General features: G+C 66.2%; 29 protein-coding genes and 1 tRNA gene. 23 read left to right on the top strand and 7 right to left on the bottom strand.

All coding sequences use genetic code 11. The annotated features are described in order from the left end of the window. Window positions 1-183 precede the first annotated feature (183 nt). The 4 genes from ribB to RJT68_RS05265 form a co-directional block, all read right to left on the bottom strand. On the bottom strand, window positions 184-921 hold the full coding sequence (ribB, locus tag RJT68_RS05250; protein WP_407039321.1) for a 3,4-dihydroxy-2-butanone-4-phosphate synthase: 738 nt from the start codon (window positions 919-921) through the stop codon (window positions 184-186). Further along, complete coding sequence (locus RJT68_RS05255) at window positions 918-2300, bottom strand: FAD-binding oxidoreductase (RefSeq protein ID WP_407039322.1); 1383 nt, start codon at window positions 2298-2300, stop codon at window positions 918-920. Before RJT68_RS05255 ends, ribB begins: the two co-directional genes overlap by 4 nt. A 221-nt stretch (window positions 2301-2521) precedes the next feature. Next, window positions 2522-3454: a methenyltetrahydromethanopterin cyclohydrolase gene (gene mch / locus RJT68_RS05260; protein WP_407039323.1), complete on the bottom strand. Its 933-nt coding sequence runs from the start codon at window positions 3452-3454 to the stop codon at window positions 2522-2524. 145 nt (window positions 3455-3599) lie between these two features. After that, window positions 3600-3773, bottom strand: coding sequence for a hypothetical protein (locus RJT68_RS05265; RefSeq protein ID WP_407039324.1), 174 nt, complete (start codon window positions 3771-3773; stop codon window positions 3600-3602). A gap of 210 nt (window positions 3774-3983) precedes the next feature. Between RJT68_RS05265 and RJT68_RS05270 the strand changes: the two genes are divergently transcribed. From RJT68_RS05270 to RJT68_RS05280, 3 genes are all read left to right on the top strand, one after another. Continuing rightward, a complete protein-coding gene (locus RJT68_RS05270; protein WP_407039325.1) occupies window positions 3984-4424 on the top strand; it encodes a universal stress protein in 441 nt (146 codons plus the stop codon). A gap of 322 nt (window positions 4425-4746) precedes the next feature. After that, a complete protein-coding gene (locus RJT68_RS05275) occupies window positions 4747-5955 on the top strand; it encodes an MFS transporter (RefSeq protein WP_407039326.1) in 1209 nt (402 codons plus the stop codon). A gap of 91 nt (window positions 5956-6046) precedes the next feature. Next, window positions 6047-6424 carry a VOC family protein gene (locus RJT68_RS05280; protein ID WP_407039327.1) on the top strand — a complete coding sequence of 126 codons (378 nt, stop codon included), beginning with the start codon at window positions 6047-6049 and terminating at the stop codon, window positions 6422-6424. Between the two features lie 88 nt (window positions 6425-6512). Here the strand turns inward: RJT68_RS05280 and RJT68_RS05285 are convergent, their stop codons facing one another. Together RJT68_RS05285 and RJT68_RS05290 are read right to left on the bottom strand one after the other, a co-directional pair. After that, on the bottom strand, window positions 6513-6824 hold the full coding sequence (locus RJT68_RS05285) for an MTH1187 family thiamine-binding protein (protein WP_407039328.1): 312 nt from the start codon (window positions 6822-6824) through the stop codon (window positions 6513-6515). Between the two features lie 227 nt (window positions 6825-7051). Then, on the bottom strand, window positions 7052-7405 hold the full coding sequence (locus RJT68_RS05290) for a HalOD1 output domain-containing protein (RefSeq protein ID WP_407039329.1): 354 nt from the start codon (window positions 7403-7405) through the stop codon (window positions 7052-7054). A 459-nt stretch (window positions 7406-7864) separates the two neighbouring features. Between RJT68_RS05290 and RJT68_RS05295 the strand changes: the two genes are divergently transcribed. After that, a complete protein-coding gene (locus tag RJT68_RS05295) occupies window positions 7865-8410 on the top strand; it encodes an HNH endonuclease (protein ID WP_407039330.1) in 546 nt (181 codons plus the stop codon). 3 nt (window positions 8411-8413) lie between these two features. Next, complete coding sequence (locus tag RJT68_RS05300; protein ID WP_407039331.1) at window positions 8414-8656, top strand: hypothetical protein; 243 nt, start codon at window positions 8414-8416, stop codon at window positions 8654-8656. Between the two features lie 504 nt (window positions 8657-9160). Here RJT68_RS05300 and RJT68_RS05305 read toward each other — a convergent pair. Then, window positions 9161-9231, bottom strand: a tRNA-Gly gene (locus RJT68_RS05305). A gap of 372 nt (window positions 9232-9603) precedes the next feature. On the opposite strand from RJT68_RS05305, the gene RJT68_RS05310 reads away from it, so the two are divergent. Genes RJT68_RS05310 through RJT68_RS05395 form a run of 18 tightly spaced genes read left to right on the top strand, consistent with a single transcriptional unit; the run spans window position 9604 to window position 19382 of the window. Beyond that, a complete protein-coding gene (locus RJT68_RS05310; RefSeq protein WP_407039332.1) occupies window positions 9604-10512 on the top strand; it encodes a putative RNA uridine N3 methyltransferase in 909 nt (302 codons plus the stop codon). A gap of 4 nt (window positions 10513-10516) precedes the next feature. Further along, entirely contained in the window at window positions 10517-11536 is a 1020-nt protein-coding gene (locus tag RJT68_RS05315; protein WP_407039333.1) for a 50S ribosomal protein L3, read from the top strand. Window positions 11537-11539: 3 nt separating this feature from the next. Further along, complete coding sequence (gene rpl4p / locus RJT68_RS05320) at window positions 11540-12292, top strand: 50S ribosomal protein L4 (RefSeq protein ID WP_407039334.1); 753 nt, start codon at window positions 11540-11542, stop codon at window positions 12290-12292. Continuing rightward, a complete protein-coding gene (locus tag RJT68_RS05325; RefSeq protein WP_407039335.1) occupies window positions 12289-12543 on the top strand; it encodes a 50S ribosomal protein L23 in 255 nt (84 codons plus the stop codon). The genes rpl4p and RJT68_RS05325 overlap by 4 nt, the downstream gene beginning before the upstream one ends. 2 nt (window positions 12544-12545) lie before the next feature. Beyond that, window positions 12546-13268 (top strand): 50S ribosomal protein L2, encoded by a 723-nt coding sequence (locus RJT68_RS05330; protein ID WP_407039336.1) that lies wholly within the window; start codon window positions 12546-12548, stop codon window positions 13266-13268. Continuing rightward, complete coding sequence (locus RJT68_RS05335) at window positions 13265-13690, top strand: 30S ribosomal protein S19 (RefSeq protein ID WP_407039337.1); 426 nt, start codon at window positions 13265-13267, stop codon at window positions 13688-13690. The genes RJT68_RS05330 and RJT68_RS05335 overlap by 4 nt, the downstream gene beginning before the upstream one ends. Before the next feature lie 7 nt (window positions 13691-13697). After that, window positions 13698-14177 (top strand): 50S ribosomal protein L22, encoded by a 480-nt coding sequence (locus RJT68_RS05340; RefSeq protein ID WP_407039338.1) that lies wholly within the window; start codon window positions 13698-13700, stop codon window positions 14175-14177. A gap of 1 nt (window position 14178) precedes the next feature. Beyond that, window positions 14179-15141 (top strand): 30S ribosomal protein S3, encoded by a 963-nt coding sequence (locus RJT68_RS05345; protein WP_407039339.1) that lies wholly within the window; start codon window positions 14179-14181, stop codon window positions 15139-15141. After that, on the top strand, window positions 15141-15365 hold the full coding sequence (gene rpmC / locus RJT68_RS05350) for a 50S ribosomal protein L29 (RefSeq protein WP_407039340.1): 225 nt from the start codon (window positions 15141-15143) through the stop codon (window positions 15363-15365). The genes RJT68_RS05345 and rpmC overlap by 1 nt, the downstream gene beginning before the upstream one ends. 3 nt (window positions 15366-15368) lie before the next feature. Continuing rightward, on the top strand, window positions 15369-15818 hold the full coding sequence (locus tag RJT68_RS05355; protein WP_407039341.1) for a ribonuclease P protein component 1: 450 nt from the start codon (window positions 15369-15371) through the stop codon (window positions 15816-15818). Continuing rightward, window positions 15809-16246 (top strand): 30S ribosomal protein S17, encoded by a 438-nt coding sequence (locus RJT68_RS05360; RefSeq protein ID WP_407039342.1) that lies wholly within the window; start codon window positions 15809-15811, stop codon window positions 16244-16246. Before RJT68_RS05355 ends, RJT68_RS05360 begins: the two co-directional genes overlap by 10 nt. Then, window positions 16246-16644: a 50S ribosomal protein L14 gene (locus RJT68_RS05365; protein WP_407039343.1), complete on the top strand. Its 399-nt coding sequence runs from the start codon at window positions 16246-16248 to the stop codon at window positions 16642-16644. Before RJT68_RS05360 ends, RJT68_RS05365 begins: the two co-directional genes overlap by 1 nt. 12 nt (window positions 16645-16656) lie before the next feature. Next, entirely contained in the window at window positions 16657-17037 is a 381-nt protein-coding gene (gene rplX / locus RJT68_RS05370) for a 50S ribosomal protein L24 (RefSeq protein WP_407039344.1), read from the top strand. After that, a complete protein-coding gene (locus RJT68_RS05375; protein WP_407039345.1) occupies window positions 17034-17732 on the top strand; it encodes a 30S ribosomal protein S4e in 699 nt (232 codons plus the stop codon). The genes rplX and RJT68_RS05375 overlap by 4 nt, the downstream gene beginning before the upstream one ends. Beyond that, the gene (locus RJT68_RS05380) at window positions 17729-18277 is read left to right on the top strand and encodes a 50S ribosomal protein L5 (RefSeq protein WP_407039346.1); all 549 of its coding nucleotides are present in this window, start codon (window positions 17729-17731) and stop codon (window positions 18275-18277) included. Before RJT68_RS05375 ends, RJT68_RS05380 begins: the two co-directional genes overlap by 4 nt. After that, on the top strand, window positions 18270-18452 hold the full coding sequence (locus RJT68_RS05385) for a 30S ribosomal protein S14 (protein WP_407039347.1): 183 nt from the start codon (window positions 18270-18272) through the stop codon (window positions 18450-18452). The genes RJT68_RS05380 and RJT68_RS05385 overlap by 8 nt, the downstream gene beginning before the upstream one ends. A gap of 1 nt (window position 18453) precedes the next feature. Beyond that, window positions 18454-18846, top strand: coding sequence for a 30S ribosomal protein S8 (locus RJT68_RS05390; protein WP_407039348.1), 393 nt, complete (start codon window positions 18454-18456; stop codon window positions 18844-18846). 2 nt (window positions 18847-18848) lie between these two features. Beyond that, the gene (locus tag RJT68_RS05395) at window positions 18849-19382 is read left to right on the top strand and encodes a 50S ribosomal protein L6 (protein ID WP_407039349.1); all 534 of its coding nucleotides are present in this window, start codon (window positions 18849-18851) and stop codon (window positions 19380-19382) included. The last annotated feature ends 2 nt before the right edge of the window (window positions 19383-19384 follow it).

The following is a 19384-nucleotide window of genomic DNA, read 5'->3' on the forward strand; positions in this document are numbered from 1 at the left end:
TTTGAGAGAACTCTGGTGACCGTCAGGCGGTACGCCTCCGCCGTGCGCCCGGGTGGTCGCGCGGTGTTTCAGCAGGGGTCTCTGCGTCTCTGGGAGCGCGCCGCGGCCGCCGGACACTCCACGGGGCGAAGGGAGAACTCTGACGGACCCGCAGCGGGGGCGCCCCGCACCGATTCAGCGGGTTCAGCCGAACCGCGCGACGATCCGTTCACCTTCGACGTACGGGAAGCCGTTTCGATCCGCGTACGACTTCGCCGATCCTCGAGCGAGCGCCCGCCCGGTTTCGTCGTCGAGCATCTCGCAGACGACGACGGCGGGCGCCACCTCCGCAGCCGCCGCCAGCGCGAGTCCGAGTTCCGTGTGTCCCCGCCGGTCGGCGACCAGGCCGGGGGCCGCGCGCAGCAGGTGGACGTGCCCGGGCGTGCGGAACGTCGCCGGGAAGTCGATCGGCTCCGGCGCCGCGGCGGCGGCCCCGAGGGCGGAGATGGTGCGCGACCGATCCTCGTCCGTGATCCCGGTGTAGGTGTCGCGGTGGTTCACCGTGAGCGAGAACGACGAGCGGTCGCCGTACTCGAGGTCGTGGTTCGCCGTCGCGGGGTGGTCGAGCGCCTTTCGGAGGAAAGGGAGGTCCCACCGCCGGGCCAACCGATCGGTGACCGCCACGCAGATCAGGCCGCCGGCGTCGTTCCGCAGGCGCGCGACGACGGCTGGACGCACGGATCGCGCCGGATAGACGAGGTCCGTTTCGTCCTCCCTGTCCGACCCGTCGTGAACGAGCACGGGGTCGCCCGCTCGAAACGCCTCGATCGCGTCGTCCACGGCGCCGCCCGAACTGCGGTCGCCCTCGCCGACGGACCGTGGAGTCCGCTCCCCCGCCCGAGGTGGGGACGCTGGGCCGAGGTCCCGTTCGAACCCCCTCATGACGCCGGCTCGACGTTCTGGTTCACGCGGAAGAAGTTGTCGGGATCGTAGGCCGCCTTGACCTCCCGCAACCGGTCGTAGTTGTCGCCGTACGAGGCTCGAATGCGGTCGGTTCCCTCCTCCATCATGAAGTTGATGTACGAACCCCCGACCGTGTGCGGGTGGACCGCCTCCCAGTAGTTTCGGGTCCAGTCCCTGAGCAGGTCCCCCTTGGCGGGGTTCCGATCGACGCCGAAGATGACCATCGACCAGGTAGCGTCCCGGTGCCCCCAGGCGGTGTCACCCCGGTCCACGCGGTGGACGGCGCCGTCGATGGGGTAGAGGTGCATCCCCGACTGGGGGGTCGGCACGTCCGCGAAGCGCCGGTGCTCGTCGATGGCGTCGTCGGTCAGTTCCCGCACGAAGTCGCCCTTCCAGTACCACTGGTCCCCCGGCGGGTACAGTTCGTCGAACATGCTCTGTAGCGCGGGGTACGGCATCGCCTCGACGTGCTCGAACAGCGGTTCGGCGACGGTGTGCGCCGACTCGATCGCGTCCTCGGCCTCCTCCTCGGATCCCAGGCAGCACCACACGAGGCCGCAGACCGTCTCCCCGTGGAGTTCCGCCGGGAACGGATCGCCCGGCACCTGCGCGGTCAGGTAGACGGCGTAGACGTCCTCGGGCGCCTCCGGGAGCCACTCCCGGTACCAGCGCATCGTCGACTCGAGGTCGTCGATCGGCCAGAACGTCGGGCCGGCGACGACGGTGTCGACCGGGTGTACCCGGAACTCGAACGAGGTGACGACGCCGAAGTTGCCGCCGCCGCCGCGCAGCGCCCAGAACAGGTCCGGACGTTCCTCCTCGCTCGCGCGAACGAGGCGGCCGTCGGCCAGCACGACGTCCGCGCTCAGCAGGTTGTCGATCGTCAGGCCGTACTTCCGACTCAGGTATCCGTGACCGCCGCCGAGCGCGAGGCCCCCGACGCCGGTGGTGGAGACGACCCCGCTGACCGTCGCCAGCCCGAAGGCGTGGGTGGCGTGGTCCACGTCGCCCCAGGTACACCCGGGTTCGACGCGGACGGTTCTCGCCTCGGGGTCCACGCGGATGCCGGTCATCCCCGACAGGTCGATCACCAGGCCGTCGTCGACCGTACCCAGGCCGGCGCCGTTGTGCCCGCCACCGCGGATCGCCGTCTCGAGGCCCTGTTCTCGCCCGTAGTTCACCGCCGAGATCACGTCCGCGACGTCGGAGCACCGGGCGATCAGCCTTGGGTGCGTATCGATCATCGCGTTGTACACGGCGCGCGCGTCGTCGAATTCTGGATCGAGAGGTCGGATCAGGTCGCCTCGTAACTCCGTCTCGAGCCGTTCACCGTCCGCGTCGTCTCTTGTTGTTGCCATGGATTCTCCTCCCGTTCTCGTTCCGGAGAACGGCTGTCGGCCCTCGGCGACGCGCGAACCGCGCCACCGGGGACGGCGGGAGGTACCACCGAGAACGTTAGGTAGCTATTCGGTGCCGGATCGGCAGCCGGTGCCGGACGTGCAGACGGTGAACGCCGGTCACCCCCTGCACTGGAACGCATCTTCGACGGACGGACGCGAACCGGCCGATCCGCGACGCCTCAGAGTCCGAACGACTCGACCAGCAGCTCCTCGTCGGTCTCGCCGTGGACGTACGTCGGGCCGCCGATCACGTCGATCGTCACCTGCGCGGGGGCGAACAGATCGGCCGGAACGTCGTCGAACTCCCACTCGAGGTCGTCGAAGATCTCGCCGAAGGGCCTTCCGTGCTCATCGGCTGCGGTGGACGGGACGGCGTCGAAGAAGTCGGCGTCCTCGCGGACCACGAGGTGGCCCCGCCCGCCGTAGGCGAGGGCGTCGTTCGAGCGGGCGATGGCGGTCTCCTCGTCGGCCGGCACCGGCGGCAGTGGGGCCTTGCCGGCCGCCGAGACGACGTCCAGGGGGTCGTAGCCCAGTTCGGTCAGCCGGAACGTCGCCAGTTCGGCGACGCGGGCCGCGTTCGTGACGCTCCCGACCACGCTCGCGCTCGAGTAAGCGAGCAGGAAGACGCCGCTGGTCTCGACCTCCGTCAGGTCCGCGACCTGCTCGGCGGCCGATTCGGTCGGATCCTGGTCGGTCTCCACGGCGAGCGCCGTGAGGTCGAACGCGTCCGTGTAACCGATCCGGCGGAACTCGTCCTCCTCGGCGACGAGCGCCCGCGCGGGACCGCTTCCCAGGCCCTCGAAGTCCTCCGTGGTCAGCTCCCACCCCGCCTTCTGGGAACACAGCAGCGAAATCGCCGGCTGATCGGTCGTGAGCGACACGTACGGCATCGGCGAACCGGCCAGCTCCCCGAGGTCGTAACTCGGCGTCGCCAGACCGGCCGTCTGGATCTCCGCGAGCAACAGCCCGGCTTCGATCCCGCCGTCGAACTCGAGGCCGAAGTCGAGCACCGACGCCTCGTTATCGAGGTCGTAGCCGCCGACGTTTAGCTCCTCGGCGTACTCGAGGGCCTCGTCGACGAGCTCGATCGCCATCCGATTTACGCTCTCCATGGGGCTGGATTCAGCCCCCTCCCTAAAACCGTTTACAGTTCGGTTCGGTTCGTCTGACGCGGGATCGTCGACTCGACCGCCACGAGCTTCGAGTACGAAGGTCGCCGACCGGTCGAGGGCCGCGGGCCGACCGCCCACCCCGCTCTCAGTCGACGACCTCGTACCCGGCGTCGTCGATCGCGCCGTCGAGGGCGTCCTCGTCGACCGACCCCTCGTCGTACCCGACGCGCACCCCTCGAGCTCGCGGTCGGCCGTCGCCGAGACGACCCCGTCGAGCGACTCGAGCGCCTCCGTGACGTTCGCTCCGAAGCCTCCACACGACGGACCGATGACCGCGATCGTTCGTTGGTTCACGCTCGCGGGTAGCGGAACGCGGAACCGGGAGCGTTCCGTTCTCGGCGTCGGGCGTTCGACCGCTCCGATCCGGGTTTCTGTCGGTCACCGGGCCGCTATACTCGATCGACTTTCGAATGAAACGATCGCATCCGGAAAAGCCGTTTATTTAATAGCTCGGGGCATACGGTCGACCATGTACCACGTGCTCCTCCCGGTGGACATCGACGAGGCGAGGGCCCGCGCGCAAGTCGAAGCCGTGCTCGATCTCCCCGGCGCGTCCGAGTCGGTCCGCGTCGACGTCCTGCACGTCTTCGAGGAGATAGACGTCCCGGCGGACGACGACGGACGGGCGTTCATCGACGAACTCAACCGGAATCTCGAGAACCTGCGGGAACTCCCCCAGACCGTCGATTCCGTCGTCGACGAACTCGAGGACGCCGGCGTCGAGACGTCCGTCCACTCCGTGACCGCCGACCCGGCGAGCGCGATCCTCGAGGTCGCCGAGGACTTCGACGTCGACGCGATCGTCATCGGCGCCCGCCGACGTTCGCCCGTCGGAAAGGTCCTCTTCGGCAGCGTCACGCAGGCGGTCATCCTCGAGAGCGACCGTCCCGTCACGGTCGCACCCGCCTGAGCCCCGCGCCGAAGGCACCCGAACTCCCCGACGCCCCGTCACGTCCGGCGACGTCGCTCGAGGACGTCCGCCGGCACACGACTCGCCAGGTCGACGCGACGCCGACGGTCGCGACGGTGCGACCTCGCCCGCGTCGACGTGACGATCGAGTACCGTCGATCCGAACGAACCGCACTTTCGACCCTACCCGGGACAGTCGACCGCGATAGATGGCTCCGACGAAACAGGCTCGATACCCGCAGCGACCGACGAGACCGACCGCAGATTCGGGGGCTCCGATCGCTCGAGGGCCGCCGATGGCGAACAGCCGGTGCGTCGTTCCGTGAGCGCGCGAACGGACTCGCGGGTCGGCCTCCGCGCTCGAGGGTGGAAGGGCTACACCGCCCTCATCCTCGGGTGGCAGGTCGCGGCGAGCGTCTGTTTCTACTCCGTCTACGCCGTAACGCCGTTCGTCCGGTCGGAGTTCGGGGTTTCCGCGACCGCTGTCGGAGTTCTGGTGTCGACGCTGACGGCGGGGTACACGCTGTGTCTGCTCCCCGTCGGCTCGATCATCGACGCCTACGGGGAGGACCTCGTCCTGTTCGTCGGCCTGATCGGACTCGCGCTCGGTGCCGCGCTCGTCACGACGGCGCCGACCTACCCCTTCCTGCTCGGGGCCGTGTTCGTCCTCGGCGCCTTCTACGCGACGGCTATCCCGGGGACGAACAAAGCGGTGTTCAACGCGATCCCGGCGGACCGGCTCAACTTCTCGATGGGGATCAAGCAGGTCGGCGTCACGGCGGGCAGCGGCATCAGCGCGCTGTTGATCCCCTGGTTCGGCGAGGAGACGGCCGTCGGCTGGACGGGTGGCTTCCTGCTCGTCGCCGCGATCGCCGTGGTCGTCGCCCTCGCCTTCCGACTGGTGTACGACGCCGGCGGCGCCGCGGACGGTGGCGAGAACGGCGGGATTCGAACGCACCTCCGGAACCCCGAGTACGTCCTTCTCGCGGTCGCGGGCTTCTTTCTCGCCGCCGGCCTCTTCACGACGACCGCGTACACGATCCTCTACGTCGACGACGTCGTCGGCGCGGGCGTCGTCTTCGCCGGCGTCACCCTCGCCGCCGCGCAGGTGACCGGCAGCGCCGGCCGGATCGTCTTCGGCTGGCTCGCGGACCGCCTCACCGGCTCGGTCACCGTCTCCACGCTCGGGATCCTCGCCGTCCAGGCCGGCGCCTCCGCCGTCCTCTTCCTCGTCGTCACCGTCGTGGAGACGCCGGTCGTCGCGCTCGCCTGCTTCGCCCTGCTCGGCTTCTTCGTGCTCGGCTTCACCGGCGTCTACTACTCGTGCATCGGCTCGCTCGTTCCCGACGAGGAGATCGGGAGCGCCAGCTCCGGCGGCCAACTCGCGCTCAACTCCGGCGCGCTCGTGGCCCCGCCGGCGTTCGGCTCGCTCGTGGACGCGATCGGCTACGACGCCGCCTGGACGATGCTCGCACTCGGGGCGCTGGCGTCGCTGGCGCTCCTGCTCGTCCTCCTGCGCCGGAACCGCTAGGAACCGGATCGCATCGCGAGGGGCTGGCCGAGTCACGTCCGACCCGCCGAGACTCACCAACCGTTATACGCTCCCGCACGGAGGTCCAGGTATGGAAGTCATCCACACCGCGCTCTGGACGGACGATCTCGACGAAACGATCGAGTTCTACGTCGACGTGCTCGGCCTCGAGCGGACCTGGGGCTTTACGGCCGACGACGGCGTCGAAAACGTCTACGTCGGGACGGAGGACGGCGCCGAACTGCAGTTCAAGTACGACCCCGACGGCGAGTCGACCCCGGACCCCGCGGGAATCGACCACCTCGCGCTCGGCGTCGACGACACCGACGCGGTCTTCGAGCGCGTCGTCGAGGAGACCGGCTGCGAGGTCGAGGTCGAACCGACCACGATGGAGGACATCGACGTCCGCGTCGCGTTCATCCGCGATCCGGCCGGCTACGTGGTCGAGTTGGTCGAACACCTCGAGTGAGTCGGCGGCCGTCGCGCGGTCGTCGAATCGTCTCGAGGCAGAACACGCCCCGTGCGGGCCGAAATCGACACCCCGCCCGCGCAGGACGTCACTCCCGGTGTTTCGCCGGTCGACCGAGTTCCTCGACGACCGCGTCGACCTTCTCCCGTGCGGGTCGGTCCGACTCTCGTTTGTCGTCGATCTTCAACACCGTGCTAACTCGATCGGCGTCGATCGCCTCGTGGGCGGCGCGCGCCGCGGCGAACAGTTCCTCGGTCGACTCGGCCTCGATCGTCGTCCCCATCGGGCCCGTCTCGTAGGTGACGTCGAACTCCTCGAGGGCGTCGACCGCCTTCGCGACCTCGCCCGCCATACTGCCTTCGACGACCGGTGCGGTGCTCAGAAAGCCGATTACCGTCATGTGTCGACGGACAATCCCCAGCGGAAAATACCTAGCCGTCCGGGCGAGCGCTCGAGGGGTGACCCCGAGGGGCGCTCAGCGAGTACGGGTGGGCGGTCAGAGGGGAGGGTGGATACTCGGACAGCACGGGAGGCACTCGGTAGGAGGGATGAATCGGAGAACTGAGGGAGAACTGAAGTCACCGTCGACCGTCGGACGAGGGCGTCGTCGACGTCAGTCGACGGAATTCACATCGACCGCGCGGGCGCGTTCGCGCGGGCGGGCGGGTAGATGACGATGTCCCCGTTCGCGTAGACGTACACCTCGTGGTCGAGGGCGGTGAACGCCACGTGGCCGCCGGTTCGCCTCGAGCCGTCGGCCTTCTGGCCAAAGATCCGCTCGAGCGCGTCGGGGTCGACGCTGTCGTAGAGGGAGAACTCCCCCTGGGAGACGTCGATGTCGGCGATGGAGGCGAGCGCGTGGACGATCGTCGCGGTGAGCGTCGCGCTGCCGTCGGGGTCGTATCGGAGGACGTATCGGTCGTTCGTCTGGTCGTACTGGAGGTCGTCCGCGTCGTCGGAGGAGTGAAGATGAGCCTGCATGTGATTCCCTTGTCGTTCAATCGGCTGTTGCTCACTACCCCTCCGCGGTATAAAAGTTAATCGCAGGTCGAATCAGTAATTGATCGTGACTGAATCGAGCGAAACACTTCGTAGGTTTGGAAATTATCGTCCGTTCCGTGCGATACCGTAAAGATGCTGCTCGAGGCCGCTCTGTCGGTAACGATCGTGAAGAAATACGTCGTTACTCGCTGAATCGGCTTCGCCGGAAGCCGAAGGGAAGCGCTACGAGTTCGTTTCTCGAGGAAACGTTCTCGTTACGCTGATAGAAAGTTCACCCGCAGATTCGCCTACTGTCGCTGACGGACGTGTGAGTGACAGAACTGCGCTGACTGGGTTGTTCCTCGTGACGATATATCCTACCTACGGCCCGCTAGTATCGCCGCCTGGCAGTTGGTTCGTCCACTAATATTTAAGATAGTGACGTATAATCGGTCAATCATGAGTGGCAGAAAATCAACGAGCGATGAGGAGGGTGGGCTCGCTCCAATAGTGATCCTCGTCGCTTCGCTCGTTTTTGGTGGATACGTTGTGTTTGAACGCCCGTTCGACATTGGGCCGACCTACGTATGGGTGATTGTACTGTTACTCTCGATAGCAGGCCTACTCTACGTTGCGTGGGGGTTTGATGATGTTAGGAAAGAGTCCGGTGTTCACGCGGCGGTTAACTGGTTGTTCAGCGATCTCGACGAGGAATCGAGGTCCCAGGTGTCTGACTCAACCACGGAAAAAACACCACCGGCGTCGGAGTCGTTGAAGAATGAACTACGGCTTGATCGGGCTGGTGGCCAGTGTGAGTACTGTGTGGAAGAGATCGATCTGCTGGAGGTTCATCACATCAAGCCGAGGTCGGAGGGCGGTCCGAATACTCGGAAGAACCTCATCGTTTTGTGCCCGAATTGTCACCGGAAGGCCGACCGAGGGGTGTACAGCAGGTCAGAGTTAAAACATAAGGTGAAGCAACAAGAAGCGGTGCACGAGGTGTAAGTAATGGGAACAGTTAGGCGGGATGGAAAGTGGACGCTCGAGAAGGATCAGGAGGGGGTGTACGCCATTTGCGAGCGAGGTGATCTGCGCGCTCGAATAATCACGGACGACTACGAGCCACAGGGACTGTTGGATGACGTAACTACAGATATGATGACAGAAACTATCGAGGTCCGATCGTTCCCGGAAGCAGAACAGGAATTTCAGAGATACATCGAGGACGCGGAAAGCGGTGGATTTTGGTAGAATACCCCTTTCAGTCCCTCAGACGACGGGGAGATTGATCGTCGTACGGGAATACACTCACTGAGCGTCGTTGCTGATCGAATAGACTGACGAGGACGGGAGTTATTCGAGATATGGCGCTTCCCGCGTGGGACCCCGTTAAGGACATAAACATCCGTGCACCAGCCGGAAGCGCCCGGCCCTCGCCAGCCCCGCATGAGGGATTATATTTTTCTAACAAATATTTCATATCCGCCTTGGAAGCACCGCTGGGGCAACTTTGTAGGTTAACATTGATACCTCAGGCCGGTTTCTCTACTTCAATGGATGCCGTAAAATACCGATAGAGTGCTTGAAGAGCCGTTATGCGCTGGCTGGGATTTGAACCACGCCGAGACGTTCCAGGTCGCTCACTTCGTTCGCTTCCCGGGCTGCGACTCGTCTGATTCAAATCCCAGGGTCGATTTCTCCGAATACGAGTACTCGCGCTGCTACGCAGCGCTCGTGGAGTTGTATTCGGAGAAATGCGCTGGCTGGGATTTGAACCCAGGTTGTGACCATGGCAAGGTCACGTGATACCACTACACTACCAGCGCCCTGTTGCAGTTTCATCTACTCCCCGAGGGAGGTATAAGGGTTGCGAATCGACCGAGGCGTGACCTACGGGGTCGTCCCTCACGGTCGGTTCGCGATCAGATCGTTCAATCGTCGCCTCGAACCTCGAGCACCGCGCCTACCGCCTCGAGCGGCGCTCTCGTCCCGTCCGCTCGATTATTTTCGATTAGCCGATACGTAGCCCGCGATCGATTCCGCTCGAGCGACCTGTTACCGTCGGCGAGTGTGTGCCAGAGACGCACGAATTCGGCCGTGTGAGGGGTCCACAGCCGAAACGGATTCCGCTACCCTTTTAAGAACCCGCCAGCAAAACATCGCTACAGTCTAGTGACGAGGCGCCGAAGCGTCACGGCATGACCGTCAGCGTACTCGTGCCGTCGTCGCTCACCCGGGAAGCCGAGGACAAACGCGAGGCCACTCGCAAACTCGGCTACGTCGCCCGCGCGGCGACGATCTTCCGGGCCGATCGCCTGGTCGTCTTCCCCGATCCGGAGGGCGAAACCGGGCGGTTCGACGGCGGGTTCGTAAGCACCGTGCTGCGGTACGCCGCAACGCCGCCATACCTCAGAAACGAGGCGTGGGGGGTGCGGGACGAACTGGAGTACGCGGGCGTCTTGCCGCCGCTCCGCGCTGCGTCACGGACCGGCTCCGAATCGAACGGTTCGGGGTCGATAAGACAAGGGATCGTGACCGAGGTCGGACCTGACAGGCGCGTCCGGGTCAATTGCGGACTGCAACACCCGATCTCCCTCAACGTCCCTCCAGAAATGGAGGTCGCCGAGGGGGAGCGCGTGACCGTCAGGATCTCTTCGCGACGACCGGTCCGGGCGAAACTCGTCGATCAGCCCCTCCCGGGGCTGTCGGTCGAGCGGACGGACCTATCGGCGGCGCTCTGCCGTGAGGACGCCGGCGTTCGAATCGCGTCGTCTCGCTACGGTGAGCGGCTCACCGTCGGGCGACTCGAGACGCTGGCCGGGCGCGTCGAGCGGGACGGGATGACCGTCGCGTTCGGCGCGCCCGAGAGAGGGCTGCCGGACATCCTCGGAATCGAGGCGTCCGCCGTCGACTCGTCGTTCGATCGGTCCGTCGGGGGCCGAGACGAGGACGGGGTCGACGGCGACGGAGTCGAACCCACAGCGGATCCGTCAACGGAAACGGGGTTCGACCTCTGGCTGAACACGGTTCCGAACCAGGGCAGCGAGGTGGTGCGAACGGAGGAGGCTCTGTTCGCCACCCTCGCCTGCCTCTCACTGAGAGCGTGATAGAATGCCACAGAAAAACGCACCACGCAAAGGCTCACTCGGGTTCGGCCCGCGCAAGCGCGCCTCGTCGGAGGTTCCGCGCTTCAAATCGTGGCCGGACGACGACGGACAGCCGACGCTCCAGGGCTTCGCGGGCTACAAGGCCGGCATGACCCACGTGGTCATGGTCGACGACGAGGCGAACTCGCCGACCGAGGGAATGGAACAGACCGTTCCCGTCACCATCGTGGAGACGCCGCCGATGCGCGCCGTCGCCCTGCGCGCGTACGAAGAAACGCCATACGGTATGAAACCGGTCACCGAGGTCTGGACCGACGAGTTCGTTCCCGAACTCGACCGCGTCCTCGACCTGCCAGGTGACGACTACGACGCCGACGCCGCCGCGGACGAACTCCGCGGCCTCCTCGAGGAGGGACGCGTCGACGACGTGCGCGCCATCACGCACACGATTCCCGGAGCCGTTCCCTCGGTTCCCAGGAAGAAGCCGGACGTGATGGAGACGCGCGTCGGCGGCGGCTCCGTCGAGGAGCGCGTCGACTTCGGCCTCGACATGCTCGACCAGGGCGGGGAACACGAGATGAACGACGTGTTCCGCGCCGGCGAGTACGTCGACGCCAGCGGCGTCACGAAGGGGAAAGGAACCCAGGGTCCCGTCAAGCGGTGGGGCGTCCAGAAGCGCAAGGGCAAGCACGCCCGGCAGGGATGGCGCCGCCGCATCGGGAACCTCGGTCCCTGGAACCCGAGCCGCGTCCGCTCGACGGTCCCCCAGCAGGGGCAGACCGGCTACCACCAGCGGACCGAACTGAACAAGCGCCTCGTCGACATCGGCGACGGGGCCGACGCGACGGTCGACGGCGGCTTCGTCAACTACGGCGAGGTCGACGGACCGCACGCGTTGATCAAGGGCTCGCTCCCCGGGCCGAACAAGCGCCTCGTGCGCTTCCGCCCGGCGATCCGACCCGGAGACCAGCCGCGCCTCGACCCCGAGGTCCGGTACGTCTCCACCGCATCCAACCAGGGCTAAGCCATGAACGCAACAGTACGAGACCTGGACGGTGCCGACGCGGGGGAGGTCGAGCTCCCGGCGGTCTTCGAGACGGAGTTCCGCCCGGACCTGATCGCCCGCGCCGTCCGCACCGCGCAGGCTAACCGAACGCAGGACTACGGCGCCGACGAGTTCGCGGGCATGCGCACGCCCGCGGAGTCGTTCGGCAGCGGCCGGGGCATGGCCCACGTCCCCCGACAGAACGGACGCGGCCGACGCGTCCCGCAGGCCGTCAAGGGACGACGGGCGCACCCGCCGAAAGCCGAGAAGGACCACACCGAATCGATCAACAAGAAAGAAAAGAAGCTGGCCGTCCGCAGCGCCATCGCGGCGACCGCCGACGAGGACCTCGTCGCCGAGCGCGGCCACGTCTTCGACGACGGCACCGACGTGCCGGTCGTCGTTTCCGACGAGTTCGAAGACCTCGTGAAGACGAAGGAGGTCGTCTCCTTCCTCGAGGCCGCCGGACTCGACGGCGACATCGAGCGCGCCGAAAACGGACGGAGCGTCCGAGCGGGGCAGGGGAAGCTCCGCGGGCGCAAGTACAAGACGCCGAAGTCGATCCTCTTCGTCAGCTCCAGCGAGGCCGGCCCGTCCCGCGCGGCACGGAACCTCGCCGGCGCGGACGTCGCGACGGCGGCCGAGGTCAACGCCGAAGACCTCGCCCCCGGCGCGCAGGCCGGCAGACTGACCGTCTGGACCGAGAGCGCACTGGAGGAGGTGGCTGACCGATGAGTTCGATTATCGATTACCCGCTGGTCACGGAGAAGGCGATGAACGACATGGACTTCGAGAACAAGCTCCAGTTCGTCGTCAATCCGGACGCGACCAAGCCGGAGATCTCGGAGGTCGTCGAGGAACGCTTCGACGTCGAGGTCACCAAAGTCAACACGCAACTCACGATGAACGGCAAGAAGAAGGCAACCGTCACGCTGGGTGAGGACGACGACGCCCAGGAAGTCGCCTCGCGAATCGGGGTGTTCTGACCATGGGACGACGAATTCTCGGCCAGCGACGAGGTCGCGGCGCGCCCACGTTCCGCGCGCCGTCCCACCGGTACAAGGCGAAGCTCGACCACAAGAAACCCGAGGAGGGCGACGTCGTCTCCGGGACCGTGGTCGACATCGAACACGACCCGGCCCGCTCGGCGCCGGTCGCCGCCGTCGAGTTCGAGGACGGCGAGCAGCGCCTGATCCTCGCGCCCGAGGGCATCTCGGTCGGCGAAGAGATTCAGGTCGGCATCTCGGCGGAGATCAAGCCCGGCAACACCCTTCCCCTCGCGGAAATTCCGGAAGGGGTCCCGGTCTGCAACGTCGAGGCGAAGCCCGGCGACGGCGGCAAGTTCGCCCGCGCCTCGGGCGTCAACGCGGACCTGATCACCCACGACCGCAACGCCGCGGTCGTCCAGCTGCCCAGCGGCGAGGTCAAGCGCCTCGACCCGCAGTGTCGTGCGACGATCGGCGTCGTGGCCGGCGGCGGCCGAACGGAGAAGCCGTTCGTCAAGGCTGGGAAGAAGTACCACAAGATGCGCGCCCGCGGTTCGAAGTGGCCGCGCGTTCGTGGGGTCGCGATGAACGCCGTCGACCACCCGTTCGGTGGCGGCGGCCGTCAGCACCCCGGTCGTCCCAAGTCCGTCTCGCGGCACGCGCCGCCGGGTCGGAAGGTGGGCGACATCTCCTCGCGCCGCACCGGCCGAGGTGGTAACAAATGAGCCAGGAGTACAGAACCGGCCGCGAAGGTGACGAGTTCACCTACCGCGGCCACACGCTCGAGGAGTTGCAGGAGATGGACGTCGAGGAAGTCGTGGAACTGCTCCCCGCACGCAAGCGGCGAAGCATCGAACGCGGTCTGACCGTCGAACAGCAGAAGCTGCTGGAGAAGGCCCGGACGAAGGACGCGGAGGAGACGGCGAACTCGCCGATCCGAACGCACCTGCGGGACATGCCGATCCTGCCGGAGTTCGTCGGCCTGACGTTCGCCGTCTACAACGGGCAGTCGTTCGAGCGCGTCCGAGTCGAGCCCGAGATGATCGGGCACTACCTCGGCGAATTCCAGCTGACCCGCTCGTCCGTCGAGCACGGACAGGCCGGTATCGGCGCGACCCGCTCGTCGAAGTTCGTCCCGCTGAAGTGATCTACGCATGGGAATCAACTACTCCGTCGACGCGGACCCGGACGCCACGGCGAAAGCGATGCTCCGGGAGCGTCAGATGAGCCACAAGCACAGCAAGGAGATCGCCCGCGAGATCAAGGGTCGAACCGTCGAAGACGCCCGGGCGTACCTCCGGGACGTCGTCGACAAGAAGCGGTCGGTGCCGTTCAAGTCGCACAACAGCGGCGTCGGCCACCGGTCGGACATCGACGGCTGGGACGCGGGCCGGTACCCCGAGAAAGCCTCGGAGGCGTTCCTCGACCTCCTCGAGAACGTCGCCGCGAACGCCGACCACCAGGGCTTCGACGCGGACTCGATGGAGATCGTCCACGTCGCCGCCCACAAGGTCGGCGAGTCGATCGGCCGCAAGCCCCGCGCGATGGGGCGGGCGACGGCGTGGAACACGCCGCAGGTCGACGTCGAGATCGTCGTCCAGGAGGTCGACGAAGACGAGGAGGGTGATACCTGATATGGCAGACGAACACCAGTTCATCGAGAACGGCCTGCAGCGGTCCCAGATCGACGAGTTCTTCGCAGAAGAGCTCGGCCGCGCGGGCTACGGTGGTATGGAGGTCGCCAAGACGCCGATGGGCACCCAGATCGTCCTCAAGGCCGAAAAGCCCGGGATGGTCATCGGCAAGGGCGGCGAGAACATCCGGAAGGTCACGGCCGAACTCGAGCGCCGCTTCGACCTCGAGGACCCGCAGATCGACGTGCAGGAGGTCGACGAACCCGACCTCAACGCGCGCATCGTCGCGGACCGCCTCGCGAACGCGCTCGAGCGCGGCTGGTACTTCCGGAAGGCCGGTCACACGACGATCGACCGGATCATGGACGCCGGGGCGCTCGGCGCCGAGATCGTCCTCTCCGGGAAGGTCACCGGCGCGCGCTCGCGCGTCGAGAAGTTCAACCGCGGCTACATCAAGCACAACGGCGAGCCCGCGGAAGAGATCGTCGACGAGGGCCAGGGCGTCGCGGTGATGAAGCTCGGAACCATCGGCGTGACGGTCAAGATCATCCCGCCGAACGCCGAGCTGCCCGACGACTTCCAGATCCACGAGGACCTCGATCCGGAGGAGGTCGTCCCCGAGGCCGTCGAGGCCAACGAGGGCGTCGAGGAGCTCTTAGAGGAGCCCCCGGAGGACGCGAAGGACCTCGACGTCGAGCCCGAGCGCGAGGAAGCGCCCGAGGCCGAGGAGGCCGAGGAGGCCGAACTCGACGAGGAAGTCGTCGAGGAGGTCATCGAGGAGGAAGTCGAGGCCGCCGAGGACGAGGAGGCCGAAGCCGAGGCAGCGGCTGACGAAGCCGAATCCGGTGACGAGGAAGAGGACCTCGAGGACCTCGACGAGGACGTCGAGGCCGAAGCCGAGGAACTCGTCGCCGAGATGGAAGCCGAGGACGAGGACGAACCCGAGGACGGAGGTGACGACTGATGGCGATCCTGCACGTCGAGGAGATCCGCGACATGACGCCCGTCGAACGGCGGGAGGAACTCGAGGAACTCGAGACGGAACTGCTGAACGCCAAGTCCGTCCTGGCGGCCGGTGGCGCGCCGGAGAATCCGGGGCGCATCGGCGAACTCGGACGAACCATCGCGCGGATCAAGACGGTCCAGCGTGAAGAGGGAGACCTCGACGAAGCCGAATCCGAAGAATAGACCATGCCACTGACACCCGAGACCCTGCCGCGACACGAACTCAACGGCCTGCCCGTCCGCGTCGTCGAGAGCGACGACGAGGGGCGCGTGGGCCTCGAGGGGCGCGTCGTCATCGAGACGACGAACACGCTCTCCGTAGAAGTTCGCGAAGACGGCGAGTCCCGGGTTGTCATGGTACCGAAATCGGGCTCGGTGTTCGAGTTCGCGATCACAGATGACGCCGCCGGGGACGAGAAGTCCCCGGGGACCGCGTCCGAACTGGCCGACACTCAACCTGCAGCGGCGGACGACTCGTCCGACGCCGTAGACCGAGCTGGCGGCGACACCGCCAGCTGCCGCGCCAACAGGCGCGCTGCCGGCGAGGGCGTGGCCTACGTTACGGTCGATGGATCGCGGCTGCTCTCACGACCCGCCCGACGAACCGAAACGAGTGGTGACTCACCATGGCAATAGGACTAGACGTAGAAACCCCTCCGGAACCAGAGAACCCGGAGGAATACGATTACGAGACGTGTCCGTTCTACGGCGAGCTTCCCGTTCGAGGTCAGATCCTCGAGGGAACCGTCGTCTCGACGGACATGGAGAAGACCGTAATCGTCGAGCGAGAGTACGACGTGACGGTCCCGAAGTACGACCGTCAGATGAAACGTCGCTCGCGCATCCCGGCCCACGTGCCGGGCGTGCTCGAGCCGCTCTCGGTCGGTGACACGGTCAAGATCGCAGAGACCCGACCACTGTCGAAGACGAAATCGCACGTGGTCGTCGAAGTAACCGAGGAAGCGACGGCGGAGGACATCGCGGAGCTCACGGGACAGGCCGAGCCCGAACCGGAGCTCTCCCCGGAGGACCTCACCACGACCGAAGACGAGGGTGATCAGTGATGGAGGCGATGAAAGCCGACGTCACGCAGGGCCTCAAGAAGGGCTCGCTCGTCACCTGCGCCGACAACACCGGCGCGCGCGAGCTGAAGATCATCAGCGTCTCGGGCTACCACGGAACCAAGAACCGCCAGCCGAAGGCGGGACTCGGTGACAAGGTTACGGTCTCCGTGACCAAGGGGACCCCCGAGATGCGCCGCCAGGTCCTCGAGGCCGTCATCGTTCGCCAGCGGAAGCCGATCCGCCGGCCCGACGGCACCCGACTCAAGTTCGAGGACAACGCGGCGGTCATCGTCGACGAGAACGAAGAGCCCCGCGGAACGGAGCTCAAGGGTCCGATCGCCCGCGAGGTCGCCGAGCGCTTCGGCGCGATCGCGAGCACGGCAACGATGATCGTCTGAGGTGGACAGAATATGAGCAAACAACCACGCAAACAGCGAACACAGACGGAGCGCGCCCCGCTGCACCAGCGACACAAGCAGGTGCACGCCACGCTCTCCGAGGAGCTCCGCGAGGAGTACGGCAAACGCCGCACCCGCGTCAACGCGGGCGACACGGTCGAAGTCCTGCGCGGCGATCACGCCGGCTCGGAGGGCGAAGTGCTGCGGGTCGACCTCACGGACGGGGTCATCCACGTCGAGGACGTCACGGTCGAGACGGCCGACGGCGAGGAGGTCCCGCGGCCGCTCGACGCGTCGAACGTCCGGATCACGGACCTCGACCTCGGCGACGACCGGCGGCGAGCGCGCCTCGAGGACGAATCCGATTCGGAATCGGACGGTGATAGCGAATGAGCAACCATCAGAAACGACTCTCGGTACCGAAATCCTGGCCGGTCGAGCGGAAGACCGACGTCTTCACCGTCAAGGCCGGCGCCGGCCCGCACGGTAAAGACGGCGTCCCGCTGGTCATCCTCCTTCGGGACGTCCTCGGCTACGTCGACTCGAAGAAGGAAGCGCGCTACGCGCTCAGCCAGGACGCGATCCTCGTCAACGGGGATCCGATCAACGACGAAGCGCGGCCGATCGGCATGTTCGACATCGTCGCGTTCCGGGAACGCGAGGAGTACTACCGCGTCTTCCCCGACGAGGGCGGCCGACTCGCCCTGACCGAGATCGACGCCGACGCGGCGGAGAGCCGCCTCGGCAAGATCGAGGGGAAACAGCAGGTCCCCGGCGGCGACACCCAGCTCACCCTGCACGACGGGACGAACGTCACCGCCGACGAGGAGGGCTACAGCACGAACGACTCGATCGTCGTCGACAACGAGTCGAAGGAGATCGTCGCCCACTTCCCCTACGAGGAGGGCGCGCTCGTGACCGCCGTCCGCGGCAACCACGGCGGCAATATCGGCGAACTCGTCGACATCGACGTGACCCCCGGCAGCGGGTCGAACATCGTCACCGTCGAGACCGACGACGGCGAGTTCGAGACGGTCGAGGAGTACGTCGTCGTGATCGACGAGAACTTCACGGGTGATGGTGAATGAGCGAGGCCAGCGACACCGCGGAGGCCGAGTTCCACGAGATGCGCGAACCCCGCGTCGAGAAGGTCGTCGTCCACATGGGCGTCGGCCGGGGCGGTCGCGAACTCGGCCACGCCGAGGACATCATCGAGGACATCACCGGTCAGCAGAGCGTTCGCACCCAGGCGAAGAAGACCGAACCCGAGTTCGGCATCCGCCAGGGCGAACCGATCGGCACGAAGGTCACCCTCCGCGGGGAAGACGCCCACGAGTTCCTCGAGACGGCCCTGCCGCTTTCGGACCTCTCGGCGTCGCAGTTCGACGACACCGGCAACTTCAGCTTCGGCGTCGAAGAACACACCGAGTTCCCCAGCCAGGAGTACGACCCGACCGTCGGGATCTACGGGCTGGACGTCACCGTCAACCTGGTGCGTCCGGGCTACCGCGTCGCCAAGCGCGACAAGGCCAGCCGAAAGATCCCCTCGAGACACCGGCTCACGCCCGAGGACGCCATCGCGTTCCTCGAGGCGAACTTCGACGTGAACGTGGAGGAGACCGAGGATGAGTGAAAGCGAAACCGAGACGGACCAGACGGGCGAGCACGCCGGAAAGCGCACGGGCCAGTTCGAAGCCTGCCAGCGCTGCGGCCGCAAGCAGGGCCTGGTCGGCAAGTACGACATCAACCTCTGCCGGCAGTGCTTCCGCGAGATCGCCCGCGACATGGGATTCAAGAAGTACCGATAACATGACCGGGAACGATCCACTCAGCAACGCGCTCTCCGGCCTCGACAACGCCGAGAGCGTCGGGAAACTGAGCCACGAGGTAGCGCCCGCCTCGAACGAGATCGGCAGCGTACTCGAGGTCTTCTACGACCGCGGGTACATCGACGGCTTCGAGTTCGTCGACGACGGCAAAGCCGGTCGGTTCGAGGTCGAACTGAAAGGAGCGATCAACGAGTGCGGCCCCGTCAAGCCCCGCTACAGCGTCGGCGCCGACGACTTCGAGAAGTGGGAGAAGCGATTCCTCCCCGCTCGAGACTTCGGCGCGCTCGTCGTCACGACGAGCAGTGGCATCATGAGCCACTACGAGGCGCGAGAGCAGGGTATCGGGGGCCAAGTGATCGCATACGTCTACTAACCATGCGAGTCGAACTGGAAATCCCCGAAAACGTAACGGTCGAGGTCGACCACCTCGACGTGACCGTCGACGGTCCGGAAGGCAGCGTCACCCGCCGCCTCTGGTACCCGAACGTGTCCGTCGACGTCGACGGCGACACCGTGGTGATCGAGAGCGACGCCGAGAACGCGAAGACGAACGCGACCGTCGGCACCTTCGAGAGCCACATCGAGAACGCGTTCTACGGCGTGACCGAGGTGTGGGAGTACGAGATGGAAGTCTTCTACTCCCACTTCCCGATGCAGGTCCGCGTGGAAGGCGACGACGTCGTCATCGAGAACTTCCTCGGCGAGCGAGCACCGCGACGAACGACCATCCACGGCGAGACCCAGGTCTCCGTCGACGGCGAATCGATCACGCTGACGGGCCCCGACAAGGAGGACGTCGGGCAGACGGCGGCGGACATCGAGCAGTTGACGAAGGTCAAGGGCAAGGACACCCGCGTCTTCCAGGACGGTGTCTACATCACCCGGAAACCGCAGAAAGGAGGTGCCTGATA

The sequence above is a fragment of the Halovalidus salilacus genome (genome assembly GCF_031852275.1).
Classification (GTDB): Archaea; Halobacteriota; Halobacteria; order Halobacteriales; family Natrialbaceae; genus Halovalidus; species Halovalidus salilacus.

Coding starts and splice junctions, on each gene's coding strand:
- RJT68_RS05300 (WP_407039331.1), top strand. CDS start 8,414: ATGGGAACAGTTAGGCGGGATGGAAAGTGGACGCTCGAGAAGGATCAG.
- RJT68_RS05330 (WP_407039336.1), top strand. CDS start 12,546: ATGGGACGACGAATTCTCGGCCAGCGACGAGGTCGCGGCGCGCCCACG.
- RJT68_RS05355 (WP_407039341.1), top strand. CDS start 15,369: ATGCCACTGACACCCGAGACCCTGCCGCGACACGAACTCAACGGCCTG.
- RJT68_RS05345 (WP_407039339.1), top strand. CDS start 14,179: ATGGCAGACGAACACCAGTTCATCGAGAACGGCCTGCAGCGGTCCCAG.
- RJT68_RS05310 (WP_407039332.1), top strand. CDS start 9,604: ATGACCGTCAGCGTACTCGTGCCGTCGTCGCTCACCCGGGAAGCCGAG.
- RJT68_RS05295 (WP_407039330.1), top strand. CDS start 7,865: ATGAGTGGCAGAAAATCAACGAGCGATGAGGAGGGTGGGCTCGCTCCA.
- RJT68_RS05390 (WP_407039348.1), top strand. CDS start 18,454: ATGACCGGGAACGATCCACTCAGCAACGCGCTCTCCGGCCTCGACAAC.
- mch (WP_407039323.1), bottom strand. CDS start 3,454: ATGGAGAGCGTAAATCGGATGGCGATCGAGCTCGTCGACGAGGCCCTC.
- RJT68_RS05335 (WP_407039337.1), top strand. CDS start 13,265: ATGAGCCAGGAGTACAGAACCGGCCGCGAAGGTGACGAGTTCACCTAC.
- rplX (WP_407039344.1), top strand. CDS start 16,657: ATGAGCAAACAACCACGCAAACAGCGAACACAGACGGAGCGCGCCCCG.
- RJT68_RS05270 (WP_407039325.1), top strand. CDS start 3,984: ATGTACCACGTGCTCCTCCCGGTGGACATCGACGAGGCGAGGGCCCGC.
- RJT68_RS05285 (WP_407039328.1), bottom strand. CDS start 6,824: ATGACGGTAATCGGCTTTCTGAGCACCGCACCGGTCGTCGAAGGCAGT.
- rpmC (WP_407039340.1), top strand. CDS start 15,141: ATGGCGATCCTGCACGTCGAGGAGATCCGCGACATGACGCCCGTCGAA.
- RJT68_RS05395 (WP_407039349.1), top strand. CDS start 18,849: ATGCGAGTCGAACTGGAAATCCCCGAAAACGTAACGGTCGAGGTCGAC.
- RJT68_RS05280 (WP_407039327.1), top strand. CDS start 6,047: ATGGAAGTCATCCACACCGCGCTCTGGACGGACGATCTCGACGAAACG.
- RJT68_RS05360 (WP_407039342.1), top strand. CDS start 15,809: ATGGCAATAGGACTAGACGTAGAAACCCCTCCGGAACCAGAGAACCCG.
- RJT68_RS05375 (WP_407039345.1), top strand. CDS start 17,034: ATGAGCAACCATCAGAAACGACTCTCGGTACCGAAATCCTGGCCGGTC.
- RJT68_RS05380 (WP_407039346.1), top strand. CDS start 17,729: ATGAGCGAGGCCAGCGACACCGCGGAGGCCGAGTTCCACGAGATGCGC.
- ribB (WP_407039321.1), bottom strand. CDS start 921: ATGAGGGGGTTCGAACGGGACCTCGGCCCAGCGTCCCCACCTCGGGCG.
- RJT68_RS05325 (WP_407039335.1), top strand. CDS start 12,289: ATGAGTTCGATTATCGATTACCCGCTGGTCACGGAGAAGGCGATGAAC.
- RJT68_RS05255 (WP_407039322.1), bottom strand. CDS start 2,300: ATGGCAACAACAAGAGACGACGCGGACGGTGAACGGCTCGAGACGGAG.
- RJT68_RS05315 (WP_407039333.1), top strand. CDS start 10,517: ATGCCACAGAAAAACGCACCACGCAAAGGCTCACTCGGGTTCGGCCCG.
- RJT68_RS05365 (WP_407039343.1), top strand. CDS start 16,246: ATGGAGGCGATGAAAGCCGACGTCACGCAGGGCCTCAAGAAGGGCTCG.
- RJT68_RS05290 (WP_407039329.1), bottom strand. CDS start 7,405: ATGCAGGCTCATCTTCACTCCTCCGACGACGCGGACGACCTCCAGTAC.
- RJT68_RS05385 (WP_407039347.1), top strand. CDS start 18,270: ATGAGTGAAAGCGAAACCGAGACGGACCAGACGGGCGAGCACGCCGGA.
- RJT68_RS05340 (WP_407039338.1), top strand. CDS start 13,698: ATGGGAATCAACTACTCCGTCGACGCGGACCCGGACGCCACGGCGAAA.
- rpl4p (WP_407039334.1), top strand. CDS start 11,540: ATGAACGCAACAGTACGAGACCTGGACGGTGCCGACGCGGGGGAGGTC.